The 16,111-nt window shown below is 70.5% G+C and carries 17 protein-coding genes; 10 read left to right on the plus strand and 7 right to left on the minus strand.

The window, feature by feature from the left end; genetic code table 11:
• The first annotated feature begins 20 nt into the window (after positions 1–20).
• The 5 genes from QMG86_RS11770 to QMG86_RS11790 all read left to right on the plus strand — a co-directional run bounded on the left by QMG86_RS11770 (position 21) and on the right by QMG86_RS11790 (position 6,027).
• Positions 21–1,070, plus strand: coding sequence for a 2-dehydropantoate 2-reductase (locus QMG86_RS11770; RefSeq protein WP_281879477.1), 1,050 nt, complete (start codon positions 21–23; stop codon positions 1,068–1,070).
• 64 nt (positions 1,071–1,134) lie between these two features.
• Positions 1,135–1,398, plus strand: a complete 264-nt coding sequence (gene tatA / locus QMG86_RS11775) for a Sec-independent protein translocase subunit TatA (RefSeq protein WP_159844162.1) — start codon at positions 1,135–1,137, stop codon at positions 1,396–1,398.
• Positions 1,399–1,496: 98 nt separating this feature from the next.
• A complete protein-coding gene (gene tatC / locus QMG86_RS11780; protein WP_281879479.1) occupies positions 1,497–2,450 on the plus strand; it encodes a twin-arginine translocase subunit TatC in 954 nt (317 codons plus the stop codon).
• Positions 2,451–2,453: 3 nt separating this feature from the next.
• Complete coding sequence (locus QMG86_RS11785; protein WP_281879480.1) at positions 2,454–5,156, plus strand: DEAD/DEAH box helicase; 2,703 nt, start codon at positions 2,454–2,456, stop codon at positions 5,154–5,156.
• A 163-nt stretch (positions 5,157–5,319) separates the two neighbouring features.
• Positions 5,320–6,027: a DUF4333 domain-containing protein gene (locus QMG86_RS11790; protein WP_281879482.1), complete on the plus strand. Its 708-nt coding sequence runs from the start codon at positions 5,320–5,322 to the stop codon at positions 6,025–6,027.
• An 80-nt stretch (positions 6,028–6,107) separates the two neighbouring features.
• On the opposite strand, the gene QMG86_RS11795 is transcribed toward QMG86_RS11790, so the two are convergent.
• Positions 6,108–7,073 (minus strand): 5'-3' exonuclease, encoded by a 966-nt coding sequence (locus QMG86_RS11795; protein WP_281879483.1) that lies wholly within the window; start codon positions 7,071–7,073, stop codon positions 6,108–6,110.
• An 84-nt stretch (positions 7,074–7,157) separates the two neighbouring features.
• Here QMG86_RS11795 and QMG86_RS11800 point away from each other — a divergent pair, with 84 nt between their 5' ends.
• Positions 7,158–8,285 carry a M24 family metallopeptidase gene (locus QMG86_RS11800; RefSeq protein WP_281879484.1) on the plus strand — a complete coding sequence of 376 codons (1,128 nt, stop codon included), beginning with the start codon at positions 7,158–7,160 and terminating at the stop codon, positions 8,283–8,285.
• A 27-nt stretch (positions 8,286–8,312) separates the two neighbouring features.
• On the opposite strand, the gene QMG86_RS11805 is transcribed toward QMG86_RS11800, so the two are convergent.
• Positions 8,313–8,744: a PPOX class F420-dependent oxidoreductase gene (locus tag QMG86_RS11805; protein ID WP_281879486.1), complete on the minus strand. Its 432-nt coding sequence runs from the start codon at positions 8,742–8,744 to the stop codon at positions 8,313–8,315.
• Positions 8,745–8,859: 115 nt separating this feature from the next.
• On the opposite strand from QMG86_RS11805, the gene dprE2 reads away from it, so the two are divergent.
• The 4 genes from dprE2 (at position 8,860) to QMG86_RS11825 (ending at position 12,319) form a co-directional block, all read left to right on the plus strand.
• Complete coding sequence (dprE2, locus tag QMG86_RS11810; RefSeq protein WP_281879488.1) at positions 8,860–9,615, plus strand: decaprenylphospho-beta-D-erythro-pentofuranosid-2-ulose 2-reductase; 756 nt, start codon at positions 8,860–8,862, stop codon at positions 9,613–9,615.
• Positions 9,594–10,877 carry a precorrin-6y C5,15-methyltransferase (decarboxylating) subunit CbiE gene (cbiE, locus tag QMG86_RS11815; protein ID WP_434086202.1) on the plus strand — a complete coding sequence of 428 codons (1,284 nt, stop codon included), beginning with the start codon at positions 9,594–9,596 and terminating at the stop codon, positions 10,875–10,877. Before dprE2 ends, cbiE begins: the two co-directional genes overlap by 22 nt.
• 78 nt (positions 10,878–10,955) lie before the next feature.
• A complete protein-coding gene (locus QMG86_RS11820) occupies positions 10,956–11,573 on the plus strand; it encodes a DUF8020 domain-containing protein (protein ID WP_281879491.1) in 618 nt (205 codons plus the stop codon).
• Positions 11,570–12,319, plus strand: a complete 750-nt coding sequence (locus QMG86_RS11825; protein ID WP_281880916.1) for a cobalt-precorrin-6A reductase — start codon at positions 11,570–11,572, stop codon at positions 12,317–12,319. Before QMG86_RS11820 ends, QMG86_RS11825 begins: the two co-directional genes overlap by 4 nt.
• A gap of 12 nt (positions 12,320–12,331) precedes the next feature.
• Here QMG86_RS11825 and QMG86_RS11830 read toward each other — a convergent pair whose 3' ends face one another.
• From QMG86_RS11830 to QMG86_RS11850, 5 genes are all read right to left on the minus strand, one after another.
• Entirely contained in the window at positions 12,332–12,862 is a 531-nt protein-coding gene (locus QMG86_RS11830; RefSeq protein WP_281879492.1) for a PadR family transcriptional regulator, read from the minus strand.
• Positions 12,863–12,920: 58 nt separating this feature from the next.
• Positions 12,921–13,316 (minus strand): hypothetical protein, encoded by a 396-nt coding sequence (locus tag QMG86_RS11835; RefSeq protein ID WP_281879494.1) that lies wholly within the window; start codon positions 13,314–13,316, stop codon positions 12,921–12,923.
• A 32-nt stretch (positions 13,317–13,348) separates the two neighbouring features.
• Entirely contained in the window at positions 13,349–14,911 is a 1,563-nt protein-coding gene (cobJ, locus tag QMG86_RS11840) for a precorrin-3B C(17)-methyltransferase (protein ID WP_281879496.1), read from the minus strand.
• The gene (locus QMG86_RS11845; RefSeq protein ID WP_281879498.1) at positions 14,908–15,543 is read right to left on the minus strand and encodes a precorrin-8X methylmutase; all 636 of its coding nucleotides are present in this window, start codon (positions 15,541–15,543) and stop codon (positions 14,908–14,910) included. Before QMG86_RS11845 ends, cobJ begins: the two co-directional genes overlap by 4 nt.
• A 77-nt stretch (positions 15,544–15,620) precedes the next feature.
• Positions 15,621–16,058 carry an Lrp/AsnC family transcriptional regulator gene (locus QMG86_RS11850; RefSeq protein WP_281879500.1) on the minus strand — a complete coding sequence of 146 codons (438 nt, stop codon included), beginning with the start codon at positions 16,056–16,058 and terminating at the stop codon, positions 15,621–15,623.
• Positions 16,059–16,111: the final 53 nt, after the last annotated feature.

The raw sequence follows: 16,111 nt of genomic DNA on the forward strand, positions 1-16,111 counted from the left end.
AACGAAGAGGCCCTACCGGCATGAACGTTCGGGTGCTCGTGGTCGGCGCGGGCAGCATCGGCAACTTCGTCGGCGGCAAGCTCGGCGTGGCGGGCGCGGAGGTCACCCTGGTGGGCCGCAGGCGAGTGCTCGACGAACTCGGCGCGTCCGGGCTCCGGCTCACCGATCTCGACGGCGGTGACGACGCGCTGGCGCCGGACCGATTCCACCGCGCCACCGAACCGGATGACGTCGGCTCGGCGGACTTGGTGCTGGTCACGGTGAAATCGGCGGCGACCGCGGCGGCGGTGCGCGAACTGACCGGCAAGATCAGGCCGGGCACCGTGGTGCTCAGCCTGCAGAACGGCATCGGCAACGATTCGGTGATCCGGGAGATCCTGCCGCACTGCGTGGTGCTGGCCGGCATGGTGATGTTCAACGTCGTGCACCATCCCGGTGGCCGGTTCCACCGCGGCACCGAGGGCGGTCTCGCGGTGCAGGACGATCCGGCGCTGGCGCCGTTGCTGGACGTGTTCGAGCGGGCGGGGCTGGGCCTGCGCCGTTATCCCGACCTGCGTCCCGTGCAGTGGGCGAAGCTGCTGCTCAACCTCAACAACCCGATCAACGCGCTGTCGGGCCGCCCGCTGCGGGAGGAACTCGCGGATCGGGACTACCGCCGCTGTCTCGCGCTGACCCAGCGCGAAGCCCTCGCTGTGATGAACAAGGCGCGAATTCGCCCCGCCCGGTTGACACCGCTGCCGCCCCGGGTGATGGCCACGCTGCTGACCGTCCCCGACGCCGTGTTCCGGCGGGTGGCCGGGCAGGTGCTGGCCATCGACCCGATGGCGCGCTCGTCCATGGCGGACGACCTCGAGCTCGGCCGCACCACCGAAATCCCCTGGCTGTGCGGGGAAATCGTGGGGTTGGGCGCGATGGTCGGGGCACCGACGCCGGTGAATCAGCGGCTGATCGAGTTGGTCGTCGCCGCCGAACAGGGCGGTCGCCGCGGGTGGACCGGCCCAGAGCTGCTCGGCCAGTTGCGGGGCGCCGCGGTGAGCGCCACGCCCCAACGCCGGGCGAACGAGCAGTGACGGCGGCGTTCGCGCACGTCACGGTCCGGTAGCATCGAGACATCACAGTCTTGGGAGGTAGATCATGGGCAGTCTGAGCATCTGGCACTGGCTGATCATTGCGGTGGTCTTCGTGATGTTCTTCGGCGCGAAGCGGATGCCCGACGCGGCCCGCAGCTTGGGCCGGTCGTTGCGCATCTTCAAGAGCGAGGTCAGTCAGATGCAGAACGAGAGCAACGCGCCCGGCAACGGCGCGTCGGCTCAGCAGCCCGCACCGCAGTTGCCCGCCGCGCAGCAGTCGACGCCGTCGCAGGCCACGGAGTCCCGTACCGAGCAGAAGTCGGTCTGAGCGGATCCGCTCGCGCCGGAGTGAGCAGGGGCTCACTCCGGACTCAGTGCTGTTGCCGAGCTGAGCCAGGCACGTGAACCCAGGGGCGATCACCAACCATGCGAATCCCGTTCGATCCGCGCCGCAGTAAGCGCAGGACCAATCCCGACGGCACGATGTCGTTGGTCGAGCATCTGCAGGAACTGCGTTACCGGTTGCTGGTGTCGATCGCGGCGGTGATCGCGACGACGATTCTGGGCTTTCTGTGGTACGCGCACGGGTTCCTCGGGATCGATAGCCTCGGTGAGATCCTGCGCGGACCGTACTGCTCGCTGCCGGCGTCGGCGCGTGCGTCGTTGAGCCCGGACGGGGAGTGCCGTCTGCTGGCCACCGCGCCGTTCGAGCAGTTCACCTTGCGGTTGAAGGTCGGCATGACCGCGGGCGTGGTGCTCGCGGCGCCGATCTGGCTGTACCAGATGTGGGCGTTCATCACGCCGGGCTTGTACGCGAAGGAACGCAAGTACGCGATCGGGTTCGTGTCCTCGGGCACGGTGCTGTTCGCCGCGGGGGCGGTGCTGGCCTATGTGGTGATCGCGCACGCGTTGAGTTTCTTGCTCACCATCGGCGACAACGTGCAGATCACGGCGTTGAGCGGGTCGCAGTATTTCGGGTTCATCATCCAGTTGCTGATCATCTTCGGCGTCAGTTTCGAGACGCCGTTGCTGATCATCGGGTTGAACCTGGTCGGCGTGCTGACCTATCAGCGCCTCAAGGCGTGGCGGCGCGGGATCACCTTCGGACTGTTCGTGTTCGCCGCGATCGTGACGCCGCAGGATCCCTTCTCGATGCTGGCGCTGGCCTTGGCGTTGACGGTGTTGTTCGAGGTGGCGATCCAATTCTCCCGGGTCAACGACCTGCGCCGGGCGCGTAAGGAGCGCGAGGGCTGGGGTGCGCTGTCCGACGAGGAAGCTTCCGAACTGGGCGAGCCGGAGCCGATCGATCCGGCCGAGTCGATCACCACGCCCGCGGAGAAATCCGCACGACCGGTGTCGGACTACTCCGATACGCTCTGACGAGTGACAGATGACCGGTCGCAGACGGGCGAGTTGGACGCGTTTTCCGCCGAACTGAAGTTCCGGCTGGATCCGTTTCAGCGCGATGCCTGTGCGGCGCTCGAAGAAGGCCACAGCGTCCTGGTCTGCGCACCCACGGGCGCGGGCAAGACGGTCGTTGGCGAGTTCGCCGTCCACCTGGCGCTGGTTGCCGGTGGCAAGTGTTTCTACACCACGCCCATCAAGGCGCTGTCGAACCAGAAGTTCGCCGACCTCACCGAACGCCACGGCCGCGACAACGTCGGCCTGCTGACCGGCGATCAATCGATCAATCCGGACGCGCCGGTGGTCGTGATGACCACCGAGGTGCTGCGCAACATGCTCTACGCCTCCTCGGACGCGCTGCGCGGGCTGTCCTACGTCGTGATGGACGAGGTGCACTACCTCGCCGACCGGTTCCGCGGCGCCGTCTGGGAGGAGGTCATCCTGCATCTGCCTCCGGACGTGCGCCTGGTCAGCCTGTCGGCCACGGTGAGCAACGCCGAGGAGTTCGGCGCGTGGATGGAGACCGTACGCGGCGACACCGCCGTCGTGGTCGACGAGACCAGGCCCGTGCCGCTGTGGCAGCACGTCATGGTGGGTCGGCGGATGTTCGACCTGTTCGACACGAAATCCACCGAGCAGAAGGTGCTCGTCGACGAGGACCTGGTGCGGTTCATCCGCCACCGCGAGGCCGCCGACCGGATGAACAGCTGGGGCGCCCCGCGCAACGGCCGCGGCGGCCCGCGCCGGGATTTCCGTCCGCTGCCGCGGCCGGAGGTGCTGGCCAAACTGGATGAAGAGGGCCTGCTGCCCGCGATCACGTTCATCTTCAGCCGGGCCGGATGCGACGGCGCGCTCGCGCAGTGCCTGCGGTCGCGGCTGGACCTGAGCCGTCCGGAGGAGCGCGACGAGATCGACGCGATCATCCGGAAACACACCGGCGACCTGCCCAAGGCCGATCTGGAGGTGCTCGGCTACTGGGAGTGGTGCGAGGCGCTGCACCGCGGCCTCGCCGCGCACCACGCCGGGATGCTGCCCGCGTTCCGGCACACCGTCGAGGAGTTGTTCGTCAACGGGCTGGTGCGTGCCGTCTTCGCCACCGAGACGCTGGCCCTCGGGATCAACATGCCGGCCCGTACCGTCGTGCTGGAGCGGCTGGTGAAGTTCAACGGCGAGTCGCACGCGGAACTCACACCCGGGGAATACACCCAGCTGACCGGGCGTGCCGGGCGGCGCGGCATCGACGTCGAAGGCCACGCGGTGGTGCTGTGGCAGCCCGAAGTGGACACCAGCGCGGTCGCCGGTCTGGCCTCTACGCGCACCTATCCGCTGCGCAGCTCGTTCCGGCCGGGCTACAACATGTCGATCAATCTCATCGATCGGATGGGCGCCGACGAATCGCGGGCCCTGCTGGAGCGATCCTTCGCCCAGTTCCAGGCGGACCGGTCGGTGGTCGGGCTGGTGCGCGGCATCGAGCGCAACGAGGGGGCGCTGCGCAAGCTGCGCGATCAGCTCGGCGGCGCGGAAGGCGGTTTCCTGGAATACCTCGCGCTGCGCGACCGGATCAAGCAGCGGGAGCGGCAGCTGGCCCAGCAGAATCGCGCCGATCGGCGCGGCGCCGCGGTGGACGCGCTCGGCGCCCTGCGCCGCGGCGACGTGGTGGCCATTCCCTCCGGCCGCCGCGCCGGGCTCGCGGTGATCCTGGAGCCGGACGCGACGCCGGGCGATCCCAGGCCGCTGGTGCTCACCGAGGACAAGTGGGCTGGACGGGTGTCGGTCGCCGATTTCCCGGTGCCCGCCGAAGCGCTCGGGCACATGCGGCTGCCGCGCCGGGTCGATCATCGGACCGCACGCACCCGCCGGGATCTGGCTTCCGCGCTGCGCAGCACGGGGATCTCGGTGCCGGGCAGGCCACGGCGCGGCAGGCAGTCCGCAGCGGCCGACGACCGGGAGCTGGCGACGTTGCGGCGCAGTATGCGCGCGCATCCGGCGCACGCCCGGCCCGATCGCGAGCAGCTGGCGCGGGTGGGTGAACGCTACAACCGGCTGCTGCGCGAGACGGAGTCGATGCGCCAGAAGGTTGCCGCTACCACCAATTCGCTCGCGCGCACCTTCGATCGGATCCTCGGCCTGCTGGAGGAACGCGGTTTCGTGCACGAGAGCGAGGTGACCGCGGACGGACGCCGGCTGGCTCGCATCTACGCCGAGAGCGATTTGCTGGTCGCCGAATGCCTCCGGAAGGGGCTGTGGCGCGGCCTCGGTCCGGCCGAGCTGGCGGGCGTGGTGTCGATCCTGGTCTACGAATCCCGCCAGGAGGGCGGGTATCTCGGCGCGAGCGGGCCGACGGCGCCGATCCGCCGTGCGGTGGGCGCGACCATCGGCGTCTGGTCGGAGCTGCGCACCGACGAGGCGCGGCACAAGCTGCCGCCGACCAGGGAACCCGATCTGGGTTTCGTCGACGGCGTCTACAAGTGGGCGCGCGGCGACGGGTTGGCCGAGTCGTTGCTCGCCAGCGGTGACGCGGGCGCACCGCTGTCGGCGGGCGACTTCGTGCGCTGGTGCAGGCAGGTGATCGATCTGCTCGACCAGATCCACGGCACCGCCGACGATCCCGAGGTCGCCGCCACCGCGGCCAAAGCGGTGCGGGCGATCCGGCGGGGTGTCGTGGCGGTGGACGCCGCCTGAGCGGTGTGCGCGCGGGGCGCGCGGCGGCGGCAATATCAACACGGCGGATTCGATTGTGATTTGATTTCTTTCGCGTACCGACCGTGGCGGAGTAGTCGTGTCATGCGACGAGGCCCACGCGGGGGGCTACCGTGTGTACAACGATGCGAGTGGAGGCAAGCAGATGAGCGGCCCGTACGGACCGAACGACCCCGGGGAGGGACGCAACGATCCCACCCAGCAGTGGGGTGGACAGCAGGCGCCGGGCGGAGCCGGTCCCACGCAGCAGTGGAGCGGTCAGCCGCAGACCCCGGCCTCGGCCCAGCCGACCCAGCACTGGGGTGAGCAGCAACCGCAGCAGCAGTGGGGGCAACCCCAGCAGCAGCAGTGGGGCCAGCAACCGCAGCAGCCTCAGCAGCCGCAGCAGCCGCAATGGGGCCAGCAGGCCGCGCAGGGGCAGCCGCAGTGGGGTCAGCCACAGCCGCAGGATTGGGGCCAGCAGGGTCAGCAGCCGCAGTGGGGTCAGCCCCAGCAGCCGCAGCCGCAGTGGGGCGCTCCCGGCCAGCCGCCGCAGCAGGGTGGCAAGGGCAAAGGCCTGATCATCGGTCTCTCGCTGCTCGGCGTCGCGGTGGTCGGCGCGATCGTCGCGCTCGTGCTCGTGCTGACCGCCAAGGACCAACTGGACCAGGCCGCGGTGCAGGACGGCGTGAAGAAAGTGCTGTCCGATTCCTACGGCATCCAGGACATCAGCGACGTCTCCTGCCCGTCCGGCCAGGAAGTCAAGGTCGACGCCACCTTCGAATGCAGTGTGAAGGTGAGCGGCGAGGCCAAGAAGGTGACCATCAAGATCACCAAGGACGACGGCACCTACGAGGTCGGTCGCCCGAGCTAGCGTGTCGTGCGGCGATGTCGTCGCCACTGTCCGGGTGACGGCCCCATCGAGGTACGCGATGGGGCCGTCGGCTTCCGAGGTCAGGCGGTGCGGGCGCCGAGTGCCGTGATCAGGCGCGTGACCGGGCTCTCCGCGTTGTAAGCCGAGGCGAGGGCGCGCAGGCGATCCGGATCGGCCGGTTCGGTGGGGAGGACATCGCTGCGGGACAGGGCCACCTCGGCGTCGCGGACCACTCGCACGACCGGTGCGGCGGCCTTCAGGTAGTCCCCGGCGGCGCGCAGCCGGGCGCGCACGCCTTGGGCCAAGTCGGCGTCGGGATCCTCGACGGCCGCGACCAGGGCCTCCAAGGAGCCGAAACGGGAGATCAGGGTGGCGGCGGACTTCTCACCGATGCCCGCCACGCCGGGCAGGCCGTCGGAGGCGTCGCCGCGCAGCGTCGCCATATCGGCATAGGCCGGGCCCGCGTTCTCCAGCGGCACCCCGTACTTCGCCGACACCTCCGCCGGACCGAATAATTCCGCTTTGGCCAGGCCCCGCCCGGCGTAGAACACTCGCACGGGGGGTGCGGGCTCGTCGCGCACCAGCTGCAACAGATCGCGATCGCCGCTGACCACGACGACCTCGTCGGCGCGTTCCCGGGTGGCCAAGGTGCCCAGCACGTCGTCGGCCTCGAGGCCCTCCGCGCCGCCGGTCGCGATCCCCGCTGCCTCGAGCACCTCCAAGATCATCTCCACCTGTGGAGTGAGCGTGTCGGGCACGCTTTCCGCGCCGGGGGCGGCTTCCGGCGAGCTGTCCAACCGGTGTGCCTTGTACGACGGCACCAGATCGACCCGATAGGCGGGCCGCCAGTCCAAGTCCAGGCACACCACCAGCCTGCCCGGCGCGAACTTGGTGATCAGCGACGCCACCATGTCGGTGAACCCACGCAGCGCGTTCACCGACCGGCCGTCGGGCGCGGTGATCTTGTCGGGGATGGCATGGAAGGCGCGGAACCACAGACTGGCTCCGTCCAACAGCAGCAGGGGCCCACCGGAAGCAGAGGTCACGGGCTGAGGCTACTCGTTCGCACCGACACCGCCTCGGCGAAGTTCGCCGTTCATCCCGCACCCGGGACGGGTAACGTCGGACGAATGAGCTCGCATACGGATTCGAGGTTCGCGGCGGACGTCTACGGTGCACGGCTGGAGCGGGCGGTGGAGCTGATGCGGGCTGCCCACCTCGACGCTCTGCTCATCACGCCCGGGCCGGATCTGCGCTATCTGATCGGATCGGCGGCCGAGTCGTTCGAGCGGCTGACCTGCCTGGTGATTCCCGCGGACGGCGCGACGCCGTCGGTCGTGATCCCGAAACTGGAGCTGGCGTCGCTGGAGGCCTCCGCGGCGGGTGAATTGGGCCTGCAGGTGCTGGACTGGGTCGACGGCACCAGCCCCTACGCCTTGGTGAAGTCCGCGCTGCACGTCGGCTCCCGGGTCGCGGTGGCCGACGTGATGCCCGCGCTGCATCTGCTGCCGCTGGCCGAGTCCTTCACCGGCCTGCCGGTGTCGGCCACCCCCGTCCTGCGCGAACTGCGCATGATCAAGGACCCGGCCGAAGTGGACGCGCTGCGCCGGGCAGGCGCGGCGATCGACCGGGTGCACGCGCGGATGGGCGAGTTCTTGCAGGTGGGACGCACCGAGGCGGAGGTGGGCCGCGATATCGAGGCCGCCATCGTGGCCGAGGGCCACACCGAGGCGGCGTTCGTCATCGTGGGCAGCGGCCCGCACGGGGCGGACCCGCATCACGGCGTGTCCGAGCGCCGGATCGAGGCCGGGGACGTGGTGGTCGTCGACATCGGCGGCCCGGTGGAGCCGGGCTATTACTCCGACTCCACCCGGACCTATGTCCTGGGCGAGCCCGATCCGGAGGTGGCCGCCCGGTACGCCGAACTGGAGAGCGCCCAGGCGGCGGCGGTCGCGGCCGTGCGCCCGGGCGTCACCGCGGCCGCGGTCGACGCCGCGGCGCGAAACCCTTTGACCGAAGCGGGGTTCGGGCCCGCTTTCGTGCACCGCACCGGCCACGGCATCGGCCTGTCGGTGCACGAGGAGCCCTACATCGTCGCGGGCAACGACCTCGTCCTGCAGCCCGGCATGGCCTTCAGCGTGGAGCCCGGGATCTACTTCCGCGGTGAGTGGGGCGCGCGGATCGAGGACATCGTGGTCGTCACCGACGACGGCGGCGAATCCCTGAACAAGCGGCCGCACGGTCTCACGGTGCTGTGATCGACGGCTGACCCGCGCCGGGGGCGCTTACGCGCCGGCGCCGTTCCCGCCGGCTTCCGGCGCGACCAAAGTGCTGCTGGACAAGACGCGCCGGACCTGGATGGCGATCACCACGCGCGTCGGGTTCTCCCGCGGCACGCGATAGCGACCGGCGTACCGCTCGACGGCCTCCGCGACGTCGTCCGGGGCGTCGAGCACGGTCGCCGGACCCTCCAAGGTGATCCAGCGGATCCCGTCGACCTGGCTGACCGCCGCGTATCCGGAGCGGCGCACGTTGCGCACCTTCACCGACCCGTCGTTGGTGATCACGCGCGCGATCCCGGCCTCTTGGTCCCAGGTGAACCCCACCGCCACGACATGCGGCGTACCGTCCGCCCGCAACGTCGTCAGCGTGGCGAGGTGCCGCTCGGCGACGAACTCCAGGGCGGCGGGCGACAACTCAGCAGTACTCGTCGGCATTCCCCGACCGTAGCCCCCGGCGTCCGTCGGCGCCGCACCAGCCCGACCCCGTTACCGAGCATGCGCCGGGTGCGCGATGACAGGCCGTGCCGAGGGCAATGAAAGACTTGGGCGCATGGGAACGCGTGGATTGGCCGAGGGCACCGTCCTGCTGCTGGGCGGCCGCAGCGAGATCGGGCTCGAAGTGGCGCGACGGCTGGCGCCCGGGCGAGCTGTGGTCCTGGCGGCCAGGCGCAGCGGCGAGCTGGACGCGCAGTGCGCGGAGATCGCGGCGGCGGGTGCGAGCGAGGTGCACACCGTCGAATTCGACGCCGACGACACAGCGAGTCATCCCGCCTTGCTGGAGAAGGTCGACGCGGAGCACGGGCCGATCGGCATCGCGGTGCTGGCGTTCGGTGTGCTGGGCGACCAGGGGCGTGCCGAGCGGGATCCCGCCCACGCGGCGGCGATCCTGCACACCGACTTCGTCGCCCAAGCGACCGTCCTCACGACGTTGTCGAGCCTGCTGCGCGCGCGAGGCGCGGGACAGATCGTCGTGTTCAGCTCGGTCGCGGGCGTGCGGGTGCGGCGCGCCAACTATGTCTACGGATCGGCCAAAGCGGGACTGGACGGGTTCGCCTCCGGTCTCGGGGATGCCTTGCACGGCACCGGGGTCCGGTTGCTGCTGGTCCGTCCCGGCTTCGTCATCGGCCGGATGACCGAGGGGATGTCTCCGGCGCCGTTCTCCAGCACTCCGGAGCAGGTCGCCGACGCCGTGGTCAAGGGTTTGCGCCGCGGCGCGAGCCGGGTTTGGGTGCCCCGCGTGCTGCGGCCGGTGTTCTTCGCGATGCGCCTGCTGCCGCAACCGATCTGGCGCCGGATGCCCCGGTGAACGTCACCCCCGTGTCGTGGACCGGCGCGCCGATCGCGGTCGTCGGCATCGGCGCCGACGGCTGGGACGGCCTCGGTCGCGTCGCGCGGGAGGCGATCGGCGACGCCGAGATCCTGTTCGGTTCCCCGCGTCAGCTCGCGCTCGTGCCGCCCACCGTGGCCGCGCGGCGGGTGACGTGGCCGTCGCCGTTGCTGCCCGCTCTGCCCGGGCTGTTCGAACAGCACGGCGGGGCCCGGTTGTGTGTGCTGGCCAGCGGCGATCCGATGTTCTACGGAATCGGCGTCACCCTGGCGCGGTTGCTGGGCCCGCAGGCGCTGCGGGTGCTGCCGCAGCCGTCTTCCGCATCCCTGGCCTGTGCTCGGCTCGGGTGGTCGCTGGCCGAGACGCCGGTGGTCAGCGTGGTGGGGCGGCCGCTGACGACGGTGCTGCCCGAGTTGGCCGAACGCAGACGGCTGCTGGTGCTCAGCGCCGACGAGCACACGCCAGGAGATCTCGCGGACCTGCTGGGCCGCCACGGTTTCGGCGATTCCGAGCTGACGGTCCTCGAGCAGCTGGGCGGTCGCGCCGAACGGCACCGCGCCGGAATCGCCGAGCAATGGGCGCATCCGCCGGGCGACCCGCTGAACATCGTGGCGATCACCTGCTCGGCCGACCCGGGCGGGCCGCGCGCCACGCGCGTGCCCGGCTTGCCCGACGAGCTGTTCGGCGGCGACGGCCAGCTCACCAAACACGAGGTCCGCGCGCTGACGCTGGCGGCGCTGGCGCCGGCACCCGGAGAACTACTGTGGGACGTGGGCGGCGGTTCGGGAAGCATCGCCATCGAATGGTGCCGGGTGCATCCGGGCAACCGGGCCGTCACGTTCGAGCGGCTCGAGCGCAGGCGGCGGCAGATCGCCGACAACGCGGCGGCGCTGGGCGTGCCGCACATCTCGGTGCGCGGCGAGGTGCGCGCCGAACTTGCCACCGGCTCCGAAATCGCCGCGCCCGACGCGATTTTCGTCGGTGGGGGCCTGACCCAGGATGGCGTACTCGAGACATGCTGGGCGCAGTTGCGCCCACGCGGCAGGCTCGTCGCGAACGCGGTGACCGCCGAGTCGGAATCACTGCTGCTCAGCTGGTCGAGCGCCCAGGGCGGAGTGTTGCGGAAGTTCCAGATCTATCGCGGGGAGCCCCTGGGATCCTTCACCGCGTGGCGTCCGCAGCTTCCGGTGACGCAGTGGTCGGTGGTGAAAACGGCGCCGGCGTTCCCCGCGGAGGGGTGAACATGTTATCGGTCACGCGGTAGGGTCGGGGCCGAGTTCCGGTCATGATCGGAAACCCGATTCCTGTTGGGGAGATAGATGAGATACAAGAAGTTCGCCGCTACCGCATTGCTGGCTGTCGCCGCCACCGGAGTCACCGCCGGTACCTCCTACGCCGCTCCGACGCCGCCCGCGGCCCAGGACCAGCCCGCGGCGGCGCCCACCGTCACCGGCGCCGATCAGGGCGTCGGCTACGCGCTGCAACTCGCCGACGCGGGTAAGTCGGTCGTCACCAGCGTGACCGGGGGCGCGTTCAGCGTCGACACCGACAACCAGGCGGTCACCCTGAAGAACTCCGCGGGCGAGACCGTCACCACCATTCCGCTCACCGCGACCGCCAAGGGCCAAGAGGTCCGGATCGCCGCGGCCGTCGCCGACGAGGGCAGGCAGCTGACGCTGACCCCGCAGGTCGCTCCGACCGCGAACGCGCCGGTCGCGGCCGAGTTCATCGGCGCGCAGGAATGGTTCTTCGCCGAGTTGCAGCGCGCCTCGCTCGGCGCTCTGGTCGGCGGCCTGATCGGCGCTGCCATCGGCATCGTCTTCTTCGGCGTCGGCATCCTGCCGGGCGCGGTGCTCGGCGCGCTGATCGGTCTCGCCGTCGCGGGCGGGCCGTCGCTGCTGAACGCGGGCATCGCCTACTTCAGCGGCCAGCCCTGAGAGTTCTGCTTCTGGGCGGCACCCGGGAAGCGCGGGAGCTGGCCCACATCGCTTCCGGCGAGCGAGGATTCGAGATCGTGTCCTCGCTCGCCGGTCGCGTGCGTGCGCCCTTGCTGCCCGAAGGCGCGGTCCGCGTCGGCGGCTTCGGCGGCCCGGAGGGGCTGCGGGCTTGGCTGGCGGCCAACGACGTGGCCGCGATTGTCGATGCCACGCATCCGTTCGCGGCGGTTATCACCGCCAACGCGGCTGCGGTCGCGCGCGATTCGGATGTGCCGCTGGTGCACCTGCGGCGGCCCAGGTGGGTGGAGCGAACGGGGGACCGCTGGGTCCGGGTCCCTGATCTCCCCACCGGCGCAGCGGAAACGGCCGCCCTCGGTGAGCGAGTTTTCCTGACCATCGGCAGGCAAGGCGTCGACGCGTTCGCCGGACTCGACCGGCAATGGTTTTTGATCCGGTCCATCGACCCGCCGGAAGGCCCCCTGCCGCCGCGACACGAATTATTGCTCGCGCGTGGCCCTTTCGCGCTCGAGGACGAAGCGCGACTGCTCGCCGGGCATCGGATCGATGTGCTCGTCACGAAGGACAGCGGCGGCGATCAGACCGAAGCCAAACTCGCCGCCGCCCGGGCGGCGGGAATCCCGGTCGTCGTCGTGGACCGTCCGCCGTTGCCCGAGGGCGCACCGGTCGTGGAAACGCCTGAGCAGGCGCTGAAGTGGTTGCGCGACATGCGGACTCGGCGCGGCTGAGGCAGGGCGCGGTCAGTTGCCGAGGAGTTCCGGCAGCTGGTCGAACCACTCCAGCACCGCCCGCTCGTAGCGGATTCCGAAATCCAGGGTGGCGCGGGCGAAGGTGGGCATTTCCTCCGGATCTTCGGCGAGATACCGGGTGAGCCGCGCCTGATGGATCTCCCGGTTGGCCGCGATGATGCCGTCGAGCCGATCGCGATCGAGATGCTTGCCGAAGGAGAGCGTGAGCAGCAACGGCACCCGGATGGTCTCCCCGCCGGGATCGCGGGCGACCCATTCCAGGAACGCTTCCCGTCCCGCCTCGGTGATGTGATACGGCGTGCGCTCCCTGGCTCCGGTCTCGCCCTTCTCGACGAGTCCCGCCGCGTCCATCGTGGCGAGTTCCCGGTAGACCTGGCTCTGCGTGATCGTCCAGAAGTCGCCGATGCGGTCCTGGGCCTCGGTCACCAGATCCCACCCCGACATCGGGCCTTCGTGCAGAAATCCGAGCAACGACGCCGCCGTCGAGTTCAGTGGCTTGCGCTTGGTCGCGGTGTTGGTCAACGACTGCTCCCTTCGCTCTCAACATTCCATAGTGGAATGTTACCGGAACGGGGCCGGGTCAGGCGTCGCCGGTCAGCTTGTCGAGCCGGGCGAGTACCTGCGCCATTCCCTGCTCCAGCCGCGTCTGTCCCTGTTCGAGCTGTGCCTGACCGCGGGCCAGCGCGGCCTGGCCTTCTTCGAGACGGACCTGTCCTTGTTCGAGCACGGTGACCCTGTGGTTGAGTTCGCCCACATTCTCGCGCAGGTCTCCGACCTCGCGGCGGAGCTCGCCGACGGCGTCGCCGGCGTTTTCCGTGCGCCGGTCGATCCGGCCGATGCCGTCGAGCGCCTTCCTGGTCAGCGCCGCCAGTTCGTTGAGGACCTCGCCCTGCTCGTCGAGTGCCTGTTCGCTCGCGGTGGCCCTGGCCTCCAGGGCTCGGGCGCGCAGCGTCAGCTCCGACAGTGTCGCGGCCAAGGTCCCTCCGATCTTCGGTGCGTCAGGCGATCTTACGCGCCGCCGGCGGCCGCGTCGTCCGCGCGACCGTAACGGCGGGAGGTGAAGACGCGGGTACCCGCGCCGGTCTCGAGCGCGGTGGTGGTGGACGCGCCGATGATCAGCAAGGTGCGCATGTCCACCTCGCCGGGGTCGAGGTCGCCGAGCGGCACCACCCGCACCGATTCGTTCGGCCCGCCGACGTCGCGCCCGACGACGACGGGCGTGTCCGGCTTGCGATGCTCCAGCAGCAGGTCGCGCATCGCGCCGACCTGCCAGGTGCGTTGCGAGGAGGCCGGGTTGTAGACCGCGATCGCCATGTCGGCCGCCGCGACGGCGGAAAGGCGCTGCGCCACCACCTCCCACGGCTTGAGCCGGTCGGAGAGCGAGATCATCGCGTAGTCGTGCCCGAGCGGTGCGCCCACCCGGCTGGCCACCGCGTTGGCCGCGGTGAGACCGGGCAGCACCCGCACCGGCACCCCGCGCCACTGCGGGTCGGCGGATTCCTCCAGCACCGCCGCCGCCATCGCGAAGACACCGGGATCTCCCGACGAGACGACCGCGACGCGCGCGCCCCGTTTGGCCAGATCCAGGGCCATGGCCGCGCGCTCGGACTCGACGCGGTTGTCGCTGGCATGGCGACGCTGGCCCGGGCGTTCGGGCACCCGGTTCAGATAGGTGGTGTAGCCGACCAGATCGGTGGCCTCCGCCAGTGCCGCGCGGACCTCGTCGGTGGTCCATTCCGGTGCGCCGGGGCCCAGTCCCACCACGACGACCTCGCCGACGCGCTCGGTCGCCTCCGCGTCGCCCGCGCGCGGTCCCGGCTCCGCGTCGAGGCGGGGCAGCGGCGTGGTGGGCTCGGGGCCGGGCACGAGGGTGATCGCGAAATACGGCACCTCCGCGTCGTCCACCGCGCCGGCGTGCAGTACGCGCTGCTCAGTGGTACTCGCGCGCTCGACATAGTAGGCGCCCGGGAGTCGACCGGAATCCGAAAGAGCCTGGCGCACAGCGGGATAGGTGCGTCCCAGCTTCATGATCGCGGCCGCGTCGGTGGTGCGCAGCCGCCGGGTGAGCTCGTCGACCGGCATGGTGCCCGGCAGCACGGTGAGCACCTGCTCCCCTTCGACCAGCGGCGTGCCCAGGGCCGCCGACGCCGCGCTCACGGAGGTGATGCCCGGGATGATCTCGGCGTCGAACCGGTCGGCCAGCCGCCGGTGCATGTGCATGTACGAGCTGTAGAACAGCGGGTCGCCCGCGGCGAGCAGCGCCACCGAGCGGCCCGCGGCGAGGTGCCCGGCCAGCCGTTCGGCGGCCTGTTCGTAGAACTCGTCGATCGCGCCTTGGTAGCCGCCGGGATGGTCGGTGGTCTCGGTGGTCACCGGGTAGACGAGATGCTCCTCCACCTGACCGGGGCGCATATACGGCGCGGCGATGCGACGGGAGATGCTGCGGCCGTGACGCGCGCTGTGGAACGCGACGACATCCGCCGCGCCGATCACCTTGGCCGCTTTGACCGTCACCAATTCGGGATCGCCCGGTCCGAGTCCGACGCCCCACAACTTGCCCGGAATACTCATTCCCGTTCACTCGCGATCGCGTTCAACGCCGACGCGGTGATGGCGCTGCCGCCGCGCCTGCCGCGCACCGTGAGGTATTCGACGCCGCCGAAATCGATCAGCGCGTCCTTCGATTCGGCCGCGCCCACGAATCCGACCGGGATGCCGAGCACGGCGGCGGGCCGGGGCGCTCCCGCGTCGAGGAGGTCGAGCAGATGGAACAGCGCCGTCGGCGCGTTGCCGATCGCGACGACCGCGCCGTCGAGCTGGTCGCGCCACAGGTCGAGCGCGGCGGCGGAGCGGGTCGTGCCGTTGGCCGCGGCCAATTCCGGCACCCGGGGATCGGCGAGGGTGCACACGACCGCGTTGTCGGCGGGCAGCCGTTTCCGGGTGACGCCCGAGGCGACCATGGTCGCGTCACAGAGGATCGGGGCGCCCGCGCGCAGCGCCGCCCGCGCCGCGGCGACGACGCCGGGGGAGAAGGCGATGTCCGCGGCGAGATCCACCTGACCGCAGCCGTGGATCATCCGCACCACCACCTGCGCCACGTCCGGCGGGAATCCGCTCAGATCGGCCTCGGCGCGGATGGTCGCGAACGAGCGACGGTAGATCTCGGCCCCGTCGGTCAGGTAGCTGGCACGTACGTCGGACATGCGGTCAACCATATGGGTGCGGGTCCGGACAGAGCGGTCCGGGTCGGGCGCCGAGCATCCCGGGCCGGGCCGCCGGATCAGGTGCGCGGACGTTCGAGAATCCGGGACATGACGATGGCGCTGCGGGTGCGCCCGACCCGCGCGTTCTCCCGGATCCGTTCCACGGTCACCTCGATCTCGGCCATGTCGGTGGCCATCACGTGCACCAGCGCGTCGGCCTCGCCCGCGATCGTCCAGACGCCGACCACTTGCGGGATGGGTTCGAGGCTGCGCTTGAGCTCGGCGGGGGAGATGTTGTCGCGGTAGTACACCTCGACGTACGCCTCCGTCCTCCACCCCAGCGCCGCGGGATTGACCAGCGCGGTGAACCCGGTGATCTGCTTGCCCGCGACCAGCCGGTCGACCCGCCGTTTCACCGCGGGCGCGGACAATCCCACCGCGCCGCCGATCTCCTGGAAGGAAGCGCGCGCGTTCTTCAGCAGTTGCTCGAGAATGCGCCTGTCGAGGTCGTCCACGTCACACCTTTCGCGCTCGCAAGCAACGATTCGCCGTTCTCAGCGTGTGATTC

Source organism: Nocardia sputorum (genome assembly GCF_027924405.1).
Classification (GTDB): domain Bacteria; phylum Actinomycetota; class Actinomycetes; order Mycobacteriales; family Mycobacteriaceae; genus Nocardia; species Nocardia sputorum.

Excerpts from the sequence above, each read along its gene's own strand:
- QMG86_RS11770 (WP_281879477.1), top strand. The coding sequence starts at position 21 with ATGAACGTTCGGGTGCTCGTGGTCGGCGCGGGCAGCATCGGCAACTTC.
- tatA (WP_159844162.1), top strand. The coding sequence starts at position 1,135 with ATGGGCAGTCTGAGCATCTGGCACTGGCTGATCATTGCGGTGGTCTTC.
- tatC (WP_281879479.1), top strand. The coding sequence starts at position 1,497 with ATGCGAATCCCGTTCGATCCGCGCCGCAGTAAGCGCAGGACCAATCCC.
- QMG86_RS11790 (WP_281879482.1), top strand. The coding sequence starts at position 5,320 with ATGAGCGGCCCGTACGGACCGAACGACCCCGGGGAGGGACGCAACGAT.
- QMG86_RS11800 (WP_281879484.1), top strand. The coding sequence starts at position 7,158 with ATGAGCTCGCATACGGATTCGAGGTTCGCGGCGGACGTCTACGGTGCA.
- QMG86_RS11805 (WP_281879486.1), bottom strand. The coding sequence starts at position 8,744 with ATGCCGACGAGTACTGCTGAGTTGTCGCCCGCCGCCCTGGAGTTCGTC.
- dprE2 (WP_281879488.1), top strand. The coding sequence starts at position 8,860 with ATGGGAACGCGTGGATTGGCCGAGGGCACCGTCCTGCTGCTGGGCGGC.
- QMG86_RS11820 (WP_281879491.1), top strand. The coding sequence starts at position 10,956 with ATGAGATACAAGAAGTTCGCCGCTACCGCATTGCTGGCTGTCGCCGCC.
- cobJ (WP_281879496.1), bottom strand. The coding sequence starts at position 14,911 with ATGAGTATTCCGGGCAAGTTGTGGGGCGTCGGACTCGGACCGGGCGAT.
- QMG86_RS11845 (WP_281879498.1), bottom strand. The coding sequence starts at position 15,543 with ATGTCCGACGTACGTGCCAGCTACCTGACCGACGGGGCCGAGATCTAC.